The 11,769-nt window shown below is 71.6% G+C and carries 14 protein-coding genes; 6 read left to right on the top strand and 8 right to left on the bottom strand.

What is annotated here, in order from left to right; translation table 11 throughout:
- Positions 1 to 21 precede the first annotated feature (21 nt).
- The 5 genes from ACZ4U1_RS39155 to ACZ4U1_RS39135 are packed head-to-tail and all read right to left on the bottom strand — an operon-like array spanning position 22 to position 3,829.
- Positions 22 to 300 carry a Rieske 2Fe-2S domain-containing protein gene (locus ACZ4U1_RS39155; protein ID WP_467908942.1) on the bottom strand — a complete coding sequence of 93 codons (279 nt, stop codon included), beginning with the start codon at positions 298 to 300 and terminating at the stop codon, positions 22 to 24.
- Entirely contained in the window at positions 297 to 1,160 is an 864-nt protein-coding gene (locus tag ACZ4U1_RS39150) for an iron-containing redox enzyme family protein (protein ID WP_467908941.1), read from the bottom strand. Before ACZ4U1_RS39150 ends, ACZ4U1_RS39155 begins: the two co-directional genes overlap by 4 nt.
- A complete protein-coding gene (locus ACZ4U1_RS39145; protein ID WP_467908940.1) occupies positions 1,157 to 2,095 on the bottom strand; it encodes a dihydrodipicolinate synthase family protein in 939 nt (312 codons plus the stop codon). The genes ACZ4U1_RS39150 and ACZ4U1_RS39145 overlap by 4 nt, the downstream gene beginning before the upstream one ends.
- Positions 2,092 to 2,673 (bottom strand): DUF6190 family protein, encoded by a 582-nt coding sequence (locus tag ACZ4U1_RS39140; RefSeq protein WP_467908939.1) that lies wholly within the window; start codon positions 2,671 to 2,673, stop codon positions 2,092 to 2,094. The genes ACZ4U1_RS39145 and ACZ4U1_RS39140 overlap by 4 nt, the downstream gene beginning before the upstream one ends.
- Positions 2,663 to 3,829, bottom strand: coding sequence for an aminotransferase class I/II-fold pyridoxal phosphate-dependent enzyme (locus tag ACZ4U1_RS39135; RefSeq protein WP_467908938.1), 1,167 nt, complete (start codon positions 3,827 to 3,829; stop codon positions 2,663 to 2,665). Before ACZ4U1_RS39135 ends, ACZ4U1_RS39140 begins: the two co-directional genes overlap by 11 nt.
- A gap of 243 nt (positions 3,830 to 4,072) precedes the next feature.
- Here ACZ4U1_RS39135 and ACZ4U1_RS39130 point away from each other — a divergent pair, with 243 nt between their 5' ends.
- A complete protein-coding gene (locus ACZ4U1_RS39130) occupies positions 4,073 to 5,023 on the top strand; it encodes a DMT family transporter (protein ID WP_467908937.1) in 951 nt (316 codons plus the stop codon).
- Positions 5,024 to 5,162: 139 nt separating this feature from the next.
- Positions 5,163 to 6,533: a TrpB-like pyridoxal phosphate-dependent enzyme gene (locus ACZ4U1_RS39125; RefSeq protein ID WP_467908936.1), complete on the top strand. Its 1,371-nt coding sequence runs from the start codon at positions 5,163 to 5,165 to the stop codon at positions 6,531 to 6,533.
- A gap of 63 nt (positions 6,534 to 6,596) precedes the next feature.
- Here the strand turns inward: ACZ4U1_RS39125 and ACZ4U1_RS39120 are convergent, their stop codons facing one another.
- The gene (locus ACZ4U1_RS39120; RefSeq protein ID WP_467908935.1) at positions 6,597 to 7,298 is read right to left on the bottom strand and encodes a LuxR C-terminal-related transcriptional regulator; all 702 of its coding nucleotides are present in this window, start codon (positions 7,296 to 7,298) and stop codon (positions 6,597 to 6,599) included.
- 420 nt (positions 7,299 to 7,718) lie between these two features.
- Here ACZ4U1_RS39120 and ACZ4U1_RS39115 point away from each other — a divergent pair, with 420 nt between their 5' ends.
- Positions 7,719 to 8,177: a Rieske (2Fe-2S) protein gene (locus tag ACZ4U1_RS39115; protein WP_467908934.1), complete on the top strand. Its 459-nt coding sequence runs from the start codon at positions 7,719 to 7,721 to the stop codon at positions 8,175 to 8,177.
- Positions 8,178 to 8,184: 7 nt separating this feature from the next.
- Here ACZ4U1_RS39115 and ACZ4U1_RS39110 read toward each other — a convergent pair whose 3' ends face one another.
- The gene (locus tag ACZ4U1_RS39110) at positions 8,185 to 8,829 is read right to left on the bottom strand and encodes a cysteine hydrolase family protein (RefSeq protein WP_467908933.1); all 645 of its coding nucleotides are present in this window, start codon (positions 8,827 to 8,829) and stop codon (positions 8,185 to 8,187) included.
- 98 nt (positions 8,830 to 8,927) lie between these two features.
- On the opposite strand from ACZ4U1_RS39110, the gene ACZ4U1_RS39105 reads away from it, so the two are divergent.
- A complete protein-coding gene (locus ACZ4U1_RS39105) occupies positions 8,928 to 9,398 on the top strand; it encodes a pyridoxamine 5'-phosphate oxidase family protein (RefSeq protein ID WP_467908932.1) in 471 nt (156 codons plus the stop codon).
- A gap of 6 nt (positions 9,399 to 9,404) precedes the next feature.
- On the opposite strand, the gene ACZ4U1_RS39100 is transcribed toward ACZ4U1_RS39105, so the two are convergent.
- Positions 9,405 to 10,307: a LysR family transcriptional regulator gene (locus tag ACZ4U1_RS39100; RefSeq protein ID WP_467908931.1), complete on the bottom strand. Its 903-nt coding sequence runs from the start codon at positions 10,305 to 10,307 to the stop codon at positions 9,405 to 9,407.
- A gap of 74 nt (positions 10,308 to 10,381) precedes the next feature.
- Between ACZ4U1_RS39100 and ACZ4U1_RS39095 the strand changes: the two genes are divergently transcribed.
- Both ACZ4U1_RS39095 and ACZ4U1_RS39090 read left to right on the top strand, forming a co-directional pair.
- Positions 10,382 to 11,323: a DMT family transporter gene (locus tag ACZ4U1_RS39095; RefSeq protein ID WP_467908930.1), complete on the top strand. Its 942-nt coding sequence runs from the start codon at positions 10,382 to 10,384 to the stop codon at positions 11,321 to 11,323.
- A 41-nt stretch (positions 11,324 to 11,364) separates the two neighbouring features.
- Positions 11,365 to 11,751, top strand: coding sequence for a VOC family protein (locus ACZ4U1_RS39090; RefSeq protein ID WP_467908929.1), 387 nt, complete (start codon positions 11,365 to 11,367; stop codon positions 11,749 to 11,751).
- Positions 11,752 to 11,769 lie beyond the last annotated feature (18 nt).

Below are 11,769 nucleotides of genomic sequence, written 5' to 3'. Positions count from 1 at the left end.
CGAGGCGGCGCGCCACCCGGCTCACTGCGGCAGAGGGCCGACGCGCAGTGCGCGGCATGCCGGACCGGAGGTCTGCGTGCCGTTGTCGGTCAGGTCGAAGGCCGAGTGGTGCAGGGGGCACACCAGACGGGTCGCCGCGGCGTTCACGTGGGCGTGCCGCAGCAGGCCGCCCCGGTGCGGACAGCGCGCCTCGACGAGCACACCGCCCTGGCCCTCAGGGCCCTGCCACTCCACGGCCACCGTGTCGGCGTCCACTTGGCGCAGCCGGGGCCGCCCGGCTGCCCGCTCCGAGCCGCTCACCGGCCGGCCTCCGCGCGGGCCCGGCGTACCGCCGCCTCGGTGGCGCGGGCGATGGTCGCGCTGGTCAGTTCGACACCGGCCCAGACCCTGTCCAGGTCCGCGCCGTGCTCCCGGTCCCAGGCGCGCAGCGCGGCCAGCATCTCGCGGCTGTGGAACGCGTCGATGTGCAGGTGCTCGTCGTAGTACTGGCCGTTGGCGATGCCCAACCGGGCGCAGGCCGCGGCGTAGCAGCGGAAGCCGTAGAGCACGCTGGACTCGAAGTAGGCGTAGGCGCCGAGGAAATAGTCGGGAGTGGGTGCCCGGGAGGCCAGCCAGTGGAAGAGGTTGACATAGGCGAGCGTCTCCTCGCAGGCCCTGGCGGCGTGGTGGAAGGGGTCGGTGGACAGTCCCAGCTCCACCATCAGCCGCTCGTACAGCCGGGCGTGCTCCTGCGCCTCGTTGCCGCACCCGAACTCGTCGATGAGCACCCGCATCACCGCCATGCGGGCCCGGGGCGTCAGCCTCGGCAGCACGCCCAGGTGCGACTGGGACTCCACGAGACCGTCCACGGCGAACTGCCCCGCGACATAGGCGAACTCGGCCGCTGTCGCCTGCTCGGCCAGGTACCGCTCGCTGGGCGAGGGATCGTTCTCCTCGCAGCGCAGGCGCTGTTCCAGTGCCTCGAGGAGGTCGTCCAGCGAGCCGAAGGCGGGCGCCGCGTCCGCCAGCGCGTCCGCCTCGGCGCGCGGCCAGACCGCTTCCAGCTCGAGCAGTTCGGCATACCCGGCGGCGTCGGGGACGGTGCGGTTGTGCCAGTACAGCCGTTGCTGCACGGTGGCCGACCGCGGCAGCGCCGGGGCCTCGCCCGTCCTCGTGATCACGGCGCCGCCTCCGCCGCCGCGGCGGCCCCGCGAGCGTCCTGGGCCGTGGTGTCCGTGCTGATGACGCCTCGCGCCACCAGGGCGCGTTTGACGTGCAGGTACCAGTCGTCGCGCAGGATGCCGTACGTCTCGCACGCCGTGTCGACCTCGGCCTGGAGCGCCGGCGTCGGGTGTCGCAGCAGTGCCGTGCACAGCGCCGGCTCCAGATTGGCCAGCGGGCCGATGAACCCTGCGACGCCGGGGACCTGGAACAGCAGGTTCTCCCAGCCCTCGAAGACCGGCACCCCCAGGCCGGCCGCCACCAGCTGCCGGGTGAACGCCGGGTCGCCGCTGGACTCCTTCACCCCGATCACACCCGGGAGCCGGCAGATGCGTGCCAGCGTCTCGGCCTCGATGCGGTTGCCGGACAAGGCCTCCTCGTTGTACACGAGCACCGGCGCCCCCGCGCCGAGTACGCGCTCATAGTGGGTGACGATGTCCTCCTGACCGACACCCGCACCGAAGGGCGTGGTGACCGCCACCGCGTCGGCGCCCAGCTCGGCGGCGAGCCGGGTCCGGGCCACCACGGCGCCGGTGTCCGGCAGTTGGACCCCCGCGATGACCGGCAGGCCGTCGGCACAGCGCACGGTGGCCGCCACCATGTCGCGCCACTGCGCCTCGGTCAGCAGCCAGCCCTCGCCCGAGCTGAGGGTCGGCATCAGGGCGGTCACCTCGCCGCGGACCGAGTCGACCAGCCGCGCCACGTCGTCCGCGCGGACCCGGCCCTGCCGGTCGAGCGGGGTGACCAGCGGCACGACCACGCCGGAGAGGGGGGCGCCTGCGGTATGCGGGCGGGCGGGGTCCGGGCGGGAGGCGGCCCCGGCCGCGCCGGCTTCCAGGGCGACGCCGGAGCCCGGCCGCGCCGGGGACCCCTGCGGGGTCTCAGCGTTCGTCATGGTGAGTCCACATCGTCGTCGGGGCAGGAAATGCGGTCCAGCGCGGCCAGGTCGACGCGCAGCGCCAGCGACCGGCGGTACAACTCCTCCAGCCGAGGGGGGAACGCCTCCTCCGGACCGTCCGGGGGCGCGCTCAGGAGCGCTCCGGCGCCGGGACGTCTCCGCAGGCGCGGCGCCACGCTGTGCAGCCGGCCGCCCCGGTGCACGGCCGGAGCCAGCACCAGTGCGTCGGCGATCGGCAGGCCCTTGAGCGCAGCGGCCTCCAGCGCGGTGCGCACGTCGTCCTGCCGCAAGCCGAAGCGGGTGATCCGCAGTTCGCTGTGCAGGTTGTCCATGAAGGGGTAGTAGGCGTCCTGCTCGTCACGCGGCCGCCGCCAGATCAGGTCGTCGCACAGCCCCACCTGCTCCAGGGTCATGGCCAGCGGGCTGCCCGCCGCCAGTTGCCGGACGAAGAAGTTCTTGCAGGCGGTCCTGATCCTGTCGTCGGCGCTGTGCATGCCCATGAACACCGAGGCATCGATGAGCGTCCCGAGTCCCGGGACGGCCCCCGGGAGCGGGGCGCCCGCCTCACCGCTCATGGGAGGCGGAGCCCAGCGTCTCGCGGATGACCCGTACGGCGGCGGCGAACTGCTCCGGCGGGCGCGCCAGCGCGATCCGCACGTACCGCTCGCCCCGCCCCGGGTTGTCCCAGTAGAAGTAGTTCCCCGGCAGCACATAGACCTCGGCCTGGAGAAGCCGCGCGTGGACGTCCTGCGCGGTGAGGCCGGAGGGCAGGATGCGCAGCCAGGCGACGCTGGTGTCCACCCGCGCGTCCTGCAGTTCCAGGACCGACTCGGGCAGTTCGCGTCGCAGCGTGTCGCGGTTGGTGTCGATCACCTCGCGCACCGAGGCGAAGGAGTCCGCGACGGAGTCCTCGACGTAGTGGGTGAGGAAGTTCAGCACGAAGGGGGAGACGTTGAGCAGTACGGAGGTGTGCAGGTTGTACACCTCCTCGTAGATGTCCGCGCTCGCTGTCAGCAGGGCGCACTTGGCGTCCTGGACCGGCCATGTCTTCCCCGTGTCCTCGATGGCGAGGTAGCTGGCTCCGGACTCCTCGAGCATCCGGTACACGTCGGGGCGCTGGGCCAGGCCGTTGTGCAGGGCGAAGGAGGCGAAGCAGAAGTCCAGTATGAGCAGCTTGCGCTGGTCACGGCAGAACCGCAGGACCTCCTCGAACCCCCGGGCGCCGTCGGTGAACAGCGTGAATCCGGTGGGGTTGTTGGGGTCGACCAGGTACAGCGCGTCCGTCCGGACCAGGCGGGTCAGCTCCGTGTACACGGTGTCCGGGTTCGCCAGCGCTTCCTCGGGCAGGGCGGCGGGCGGCGTCCCGAGGTACTTCAGGAGGTCCACCAGGTTGTCGAAGCAGGGTTCCACCAGGGAGACGGTGTAGTCGTGCCGGCGCAGGTACATCGCCGCGACCATGGTGGACACGCTGGCCGAGTACGACAGCAGGGTGCGGCCCAGGCCGGGCGCGGTCGTCTGGCCGTGCAGGCGGAAGAACGCCTCGGTGAACTGCCGCTCGAAATGCGCCTGCTGCAGGTCCTCCGACTCGTACCAGAGCGCGGGCAGTCGCGCGACGATCTTGTCCTGGCTGCCGGACTGCCGCTGATGCGTGTGCGCGTCGGCCAGGTTGTACCGAGTGCGCAGTGCCTTGATCTCGTGCTGGGTGAGGTCGATCAAATCCTGGGCTGACATATCCGCTCCTCGCACAGGACGGCATTCGTATGGTGATGACGCCGATGACGCCTGGAATGGTAGGGAGCGCGAGCTGCCGGGACCACGCCAGAAATGATGAGGAACCATTGGCGGAGTCAAACGGCGGGCTATCCGAAAGTACGCTGGTGGAATAGCGTGTTCCGCCAATAACCTGCCCGCATGACCTCAAGTGAATCGGGCGGGGCCGGACGACCGGCGGCGGGAACGGCGCCTTCTCGGGCCGTGGGGGCGCTTTACGCGGCGCTCGGCACCGCGCTGGCGGGCACCTCCTTCGTGGCCACGAGCCTGCTGACGGACTATCCGTTCCTGAGCGGCCAGACCCTGCGGTTCGCTCTGGGCGCTCTGAGCCTGTCGCTGCTGTCCGTCGTCGGGCGCGCGCCCTGGCCGCGGCCGACCGGATCCGAGTGGGCGCTGCTGGCGCTGCTGGCCGGAACCGGCCTGGTCGGCTTCAATCTGGCCTGCCTGGCCGCACTGAGTTCCGCCGAGCCCGCCGTACTCGGCGTGATCGTCGGTGCCACCCCGCTCCTGGTGGCGATCGCCGGTCCCCTGCTGAGCCGGCGCCGGATATCGGGGCGTCTGATCGCCTCGGCCGCCCTGGTGGTCGCCGGTGCCGCGCTGCTGATCGGCTTCGGGCGCGGCAGCGCGGGCGGCTTCGGGTTCTCCCTGCTGGCCCTCCTGGGGGAGGTCTCCTTCACCTTGCTGGCGGTACCGCTGCTGCCCCGGCTGGGGGCGATCCCGGTGGCGACCTACGTCTGCGTCCTGGCCACGGTCGAGATGGGCGTCCTGACCGCGGCGGTCGAACTGCCCGGCGGGGACCTGCGCTGGCCGGACGCACGCGAACTGGGCGCCCTGTGCTACCTGGCGGTGGCGGTGACCGCCGCGGCGTTCATCTTCTACTACCTCGGCCTGCGCACCCTGGGCCCGGAGGCGACCAGCCTGTTCGCCGGGCTCATCCCGGTCGCGGCGGCGTTCACCGCACCGATCGTCGGCAGCGGCACGCTCGGCGCGGCCCAGGTCACCGGCAGCATCCTGGTCGGTACGGGACTCAGCGCGGGCTTGTCCGCGCCGGCCCGTGACGCTGGACCCGCACCCGCGGCGGCCCCGTCCGAAGCACCGGAAACCGGTCCGGCAGATCCGAAAGTGCCGGTACCGACGGCGGATGACGACGGGTGAACTTTCGTCATTTCGCCTGGTAGCGGGCCAGGAGCCGCATTTCTAGCATGAGGTGGCCAGGTCCCCCGCAGGACCGCGTCCGGCATCCCGGCGCCACCGCGCCGCATCTCTTTCCCCCTCCCGTGAGGATGCGAAATCCATGACCACCACGCATGTCGTCCTGAGCGCCGCAGACCTTCCGGACCACTGGTACAACATCGTTCCCGACCTGCCGGCGAGCCCGCCGCCCGCGCTGCATCCGCAGACGCTGGAGCCGCTGCGTCCTGAGGACCTCTCAGGGCTGCTGCCCCAGGGCGTCATCGAGCAGGAGTTCTCCGAGGAGCGCTGGATCGAGATCCCGGACCGGGTGCGCGAGCTGTACCAGATCTGGCGGCCCTCCCCGCTGCACCGGGCGACGCGGCTGGAGCGCGCGCTGGACACCCCGGCCCGGATCTACTTCAAGTACGAGGGTGTCTCACCCGCGGGGTCCCACAAGCCCAACACCGCCATCGCCCAGGCGTTCTACGCGGCCGAGGACGGTGTGCGCCGGCTGACCAGCGAGACCGGGGCCGGGCAGTGGGGCTCGGCGCTGTCCTTCGCGGGCTCGCTGTTCGGTCTGGACGTCACCGTCTACATGGTCCGCTCCTCGTTCCAGCAGAAGCCCTACCGGCGCATCCTGATGGAGACCTGGGGTGCCGAGGTGCACCCGTCGCCCAGCGCGCGCACCGACGCCGGGCGCGCGGTGCTGGCGCAGGCCCCCGACTCCCCGGGATCGATCGGCATCGCCATCAGCGAGGCCGTGCAGGACGCGCTCAGCCGCGAGGACACCCGCTTCGCGCTCGGCTCGATCTCCAACAACGTACTGATCCACCAGTCGGTGATCGGACTGGAGGCCAAGAAGCAGCTGGAGATCGCCGACGACTACCCCGACGTGGTGGTGGGCTGCGTCGGCGGCGGCTCCGGCTACGCCGGCCTGTCCTACCCGTTCCTGTACGACACCCTGACCGGCAAGCGCTCCGGCACCCGCTTCGTCGCGGTCGAACCGGACGCCTGCCCCAGCCTCACCCGGGGCACCTACGCCTACGACTATCCCGACACCGCCTCGCTCGGCCCGGTGCTGCCGATGTTCACCCTCGGGCACAACTTCATGCCCGCCCCCATCCACGCCGGCGGCCTGCGCCACCACGGCAGCTCCCCGACCATGGGGACGCTGGTACAGCACGGCCATGTGCAGGCGCGCTCGGTCTCGCAGACCGACATCTTCAGCGCGGCCGTGCTCTTCGCACGCAACGAGGGCTTCGTGATGGCCCCGGAGTCCGCCCACGGCGTGCGCGGGGCGATCGACGAGGCGCTGGCCGCACGGGAGGCGGGCGAGGCGCGGGCGATCCTCGTCCACGTCTCCGGGCACGGCAACTTCGACATGGCGGCCTACGACTCCTACCTGGCCCACACGTTGACCGACCACGAGCCGGAGCAGGCGGAGATCGAGCGGGCCCTCGGTGAGCTGCCCTCGGCGAAGATCCCGGTCTGAGACAGGGCTCGGGCCGCGCACCCGTCCACAGGTGCGCGGCCCGGTGCCCCGGCGCGACCGCGGTCAGTCCACCAGCCCGGCCTCGACGGCGTACAGTGCCGCCTCGACGCGGTTGCGCAGCCCCAGTTTCGCCAGCAGATTCTGCACATGGGACTTCACGGTGCTCTCGCTGAGCGTGAGTTGCGCGGAGATCTCGGCGTTGGTGCGGCCCCGGCCGAGCAGGCGCAGCACGTCGTGCTCCCGGGGCGTCAGCGGGTAGGGCGTGGAGGCGGAGGCCGGCCTCGGCAACGCGGAAGGGGAGAGGGCCGCCGACGGGAGCCGGCGCTCGGCCGGCCCGGCCGCGGTGACCGGTGCCGGGAAGAGGGAGTAGCCGGCCACCAGCATGTGCAGCGCGGCCACCAGGTCGTCGACCTGCGCGCTGCGCAGCAGCGTTCCGTCGGCGTCCTTTCCGATGAGGCCGATCGTCGCGGAGTCGCACAGGGAGTCGCTGACCAGCGCCAGCACCTTGCCCTGCCAGTCCTTGGCCTGCCGCAGCGTCGCCGACGAGCCGTTGGGGCTCTCGACGGTGTGGACGACGACGTGCGGCTTGGTCTCGGCCATCAGCGTCACCGCCTCGTGGTGGTCGCACGCCTCGGCCACGACGTCGATACCGGACTTGCAGCGCAGTACCGCCCCCAGGCCGCTGCGCGTGATCGGCGACGCGTCCAGAATGAGGACGCGAATAACAGCGTTCTCCGAAGATTGTTGCGACTTTAAGTTCTCCACGTGCCGATTCCCCCGTCTTTTCCGCAGAAGTGGATCTTCACCTGTACGAACGCGGTCGAAAGCGCATTGGTGCCGGAACCCCGAGGTGGAAGGATAGACGACGAGTCGCCGAATCCGACCGGTGAGGCGGTAAACGGTCCCGAACACTCCGCGTGCAGCGGGTTTGCTCGTAATCACCGCGCGAGAAATGCGGCGCCGGCGACCGCGAGGAGGCGGACCCCACTCCCGGGTCCCTGCACGGCCGCGCGCCACTTTGTCCGGAACGCGCCGAAAGCTGGCGGAAATCCAGCCGGGGCACAGCGCCGGCTCACGGCCCGTTCACCGCCGGACGGGAAGGATCCGGGTGCCCGTCTGAACGGCCGCCGTCCCCGGGCCGTACCCCATGACGGACCAGGACAAGCTCGCGGAAGGGAACCCCACATGACCAGCCCATCGCTCCACCCCGCAGCGGGACCGGCCCGCCGTACCGTCATGGCGGCGGCCGGAGCGGCGGGGCTCGCCGCCGCGCTGACCGCCTGCGGTTCGGGCGACGACTCGTCCGACAGCGTCGACACCGGCTCGGGCTCCGCCGGTTCCTCGCAGGACGGCGGCGGCACCGCGCTCGCGAAGACCGCGGACATCCCCGAGGGCGGCGGCAAGATCTTCAAGGACCAGGGTGTCGTGGTCACGCAGCCGACGGCGGGCACCTACAAGGCGTTCTCGTCCAAGTGCACCCACCAGGGCTGCGCGGTGGGCAGCGTGGCGAACGGCGTGATCGTCTGCCCCTGTCACAACAGCGAGTTCTCCGTGACGGACGGCAGCGTGAAGAAGGGACCGGCGACGAAGGCGCTGCCGGCGGCGAAGATCGCCGTCTCCGGCGACGAGATCAAGCTGGCCTGAGCCCCGCTCAGCGCCGTGCGTGCGCCCGTCTGAGGCAGCCGAGCACCTCGTCGGTGGTCGCGACCGTGGCGACCAGTGCGAGGGTGTTGCGGATCATCGCGCGGGTGTACTCGGCGGGCACCCCCGCGACGGCGTCGGCCGGGACCACGGCGGTGTAGCCGAGGTTGACGGCGTCGAACACCGCGTTGGGGACGGCGACGTTGGCCGAGACCCCGGTGACGACCAGCGTGCGGCAGCCGAGGTTGCGCAGCAGGGCGTCGACGTCGGTGCCGTGGATCGGCGACAGCCCGTGCAGCCGCCGTACGACGAAGTCCTCCTCGGCTACCTCGATCGGGGGTGCCACCCGGACCGCCGTGCTGCCGCTGAGCTGCTGCACGGGCAGCCGTTCGGCGGCCCGGAACAGACGGGCGTTGCGGCTGGCGCCCCGGCCGTCGGGGCGGCGCTCGGCGACCGCGTGGATCACCTGCACCCCGGTCTCGTGGGCGGTGGCGACCAGCCGGGCCACGTTGCCCAGGGCACCGGACGAGCGGGCCGCGCGGGCGAGTTCGGGCAGGGCGCTGTCCGGGCCGACGACGCCCTGCTGGCACTCCACGGTGAGCAGGACGGTGCTCGCGGGATCGAGGAGGTCGTCGAGTCGCTCGTACGACGGCATGGCACGCGCCCCCTTGAAGACGACGGCTTCTCTTTTCTGACGTGATGTCAGAGGATCACCATAGTTTTCTGACACGACGTGGGAGAAGAGGGGGCCGCATGACCATCACGCAGCAGCGCCGGGGCCGGAAGATCATGATGACGCCCGGCGAGCTGGACGAGTTCCTCACCGCCCAGCGCACGTGCCGGGTCGCGACCGTGTCCGCCGGCGGCACACCGCACGTGAGCGCGCTGTGGTTCGCCTGGGACGGCACCTCGCTGTGGCTGTACTCGGTGGTGCGCAGCCGGCGCTGGGCTCAGCTGAGCCGGGATCCGCGGGTGGCCGTCGTGGTGGACTCCGGCGAGGAGTACGACCAGTTGCGCGGGGTCGAGCTGTCCGGCCGGGTGGAGTTCGTGGGCGAGGTGCCGCGCAGGGGCGAGCTGTGCGCCGAACTCGACACGGCGGAGACGCTGTTCGCACGCAAGAACTTCGGTCTGGACGAGATGCCGCACGACGGCCGGCACGCCTGGGCCCGGCTGACCCCGGAGAAGATCGTGTCCTGGGACTTCCGGAAACTGGGCGGGGCGTGAGGGCGCTCAGCCCAGCTTCTGCGCCGCCGTGCGCAGGGCTTCCACGGCCGCGCGGATCGAGGGCCGCCGGTCGGCGTCCGCCCGCCAGACCACGTACACATGACGGCGCACGCGCTGCGTGAGCGGTACCAGGACCACTCCGTCGGGCACCGGGTGCCGGCCCAGCAGCGGCGCGATGCACACGCCCAGTCCCGCGGCCACGAGCCCCAGTTGGGTGTGGGTCTCGCCCGCGCGGTGTCCGACGATCGGTTCGACGCCCTTGGACCGCAGGGTGAACATCAGCCACTCGTGGCAGAACTCGCCCTCGCCCCAGGTGATCCACTCGTCCTCCGCGAACTCGGTGAGGTCGACCTCGTCCCGGCCCGCGAGCCGGTGCCCGACGGGCATGGCGACCTCGGCCGGGTCGTCCAGCAGGGGCGCCTTGACCAGGCCGTCGGGCACGGGCATCGGCTTGTTGTACCAGTCCAGGACCACGGCGAGGTCGAGATCGCCGCGGACGACCCCGGCGATGCCGTTCTCCGGCTCCAGTTCGCTGGAGCGCACGCGCAGGCCCGGGTGCGCGGTGCGCAGGGCGCCGAGCGCGGCGGGGAAGAGGCCGCGGGCGGCGGTGGGGAAGGCCGACAGCCTCAGTTCGCCGACGACCTGGCCGCGGTGCGCCTCCAGGTCGGACTCGGCCAGCTCGACCTGCGACAGGATGCGTGCCGCGTGCTCCGACAGCAGCCGGCCGGCGTCCGTGAGCCGGACGCCCCGGCCGTTCTTGGCGAGGAGCTGCTGGCCGATCTCCCGCTCCAGCTTGCCCAGCTGCTGCGAGACCGCGGACGTGGTGACGTGCAGCGCTTCGGCGGCGGCGCTGACCGAGCCGTGCCGGGCCAGGGCGTCGAGGGTGCGCAGGCGCTCCAGATTCAACATGTAAGTGATTCTAAGAGGTACCAGGTGAGAAATCTCGATTGTGCTACGAGGTTGCCTCCAGCATCGTGGAGACCATGAGCACGGTCACCACCACCTCCCGCACCCGGTCCCCCTCCCCCGCCACGGCCGGCCCCCGCCCCCGTCTCGGCTGGCGGCTCCGCTTCGGCGCCCTGTCCCTGATCTGGGGCTTCAGCTTCCTGTTGATCAAGGTCGGGACCGAGGGGTACGCGCCCTTCCAGGTCACCCTCGGACGGTTGCTGTTCGGTACGGCGGTGCTGGTGGCGGCGATGGCGGTGAAGCGGGAGCGGCTGCCGCGCGGGGCCCGGCTGTGGGGGCACATGGCGGTCGCCGCGTTCCTGCTCAACGCCCTGCCGTTCTCCCTGTTCGCCTACTCCGAGCTGACGATCCCGTCCACCCTGGCCGGGATCTGCAACGCGACCTCCCCCCTGTGGGGCATGGCCCTGTCCCTGGTCGCCCTGTCCGAGGACCGCCCCACCCGGGTGCGCGTCGCCGGGCTCGGCCTGGGCTTCCTGGGCGTCCTCACCGTGCTCGGCGCCTGGCAGGGCTTCCACGGCCTGGACGGCACGGGCACGGCGATGGCGCTGCTGGCCTCGCTGAGCTATCCGGTGGGGTGGATCTACGTACGGCGGACCCTGGCCGGCACGGGGAACTCCCACCTGTCGATGACCGGGGGCCAGTTGCTGCTGGCCACTGTCCAACTGGCCGTCGTCACACCGCTGTTCACCAGCGCCCCCGACCACTTCTCCCTCGTCCCGCTGCTGGCCGTCGCCGCACTGGGAGCGCTGGGGACCGGTCTCGCGGTGCTGATCCAGTACGGGCTGGTCGCGGAAGTCGGGCCCACCACCGCCCAGATGGTCACGTACTTCATTCCCGTCATCGCCACGGCCGCGGGGGTGGCGATCCTCGGGGAGTCGCTGCGGTGGACCACGCCGGTGGGCGCGGTGATCGTGCTCGCGGGGGCGGCGCTCACCCAGGTGCGCGGCAGGAGTGCCTGATGCGGCAGCCGTGATCGGCTTGTCTCCCTACACTGACGGGCATGGCATGCCGCATCAGTGAACTGGTCATCGACTGCGCCGACCCCGAGAGGCTCGCCGCGTTCTGGCGCGAGGTACTCGGCTACGTGGAGATCGGCCGGGGAGACGGAGTCATCGGGATCGGGCCGGCCGACGCCGGATTCGGCGGCCCGCAGCCCGTCCTCGTGTTCATCCCCAGCAGCGAGCCGCGGACCGGGAAGCTCCGGCTGCACATCGACGTCAACGCCACCGACCGCGACCAGGACGCCGAGCTGGAGCGGCTGCTCGCCCTCGGCGCCAAGCCCGCCGACGTGGGCCAGACGGGCACCGAGGACTGGCACGTCCTGGCCGACCCGGAGGGCAACGAGTTCTGCCTCCTGCGCACCCGGCTCCAGCCCCTTAAGCCGTAGTCCCGAGCACCCGTCTCC

The sequence above is a fragment of the Streptomyces sp. NPDC028928 genome, assembly GCF_055564915.1.
The sequence above is the reverse complement of the archived record's forward strand: the minus strand, read 5'-3'. Positions and strand labels throughout refer to the sequence as shown.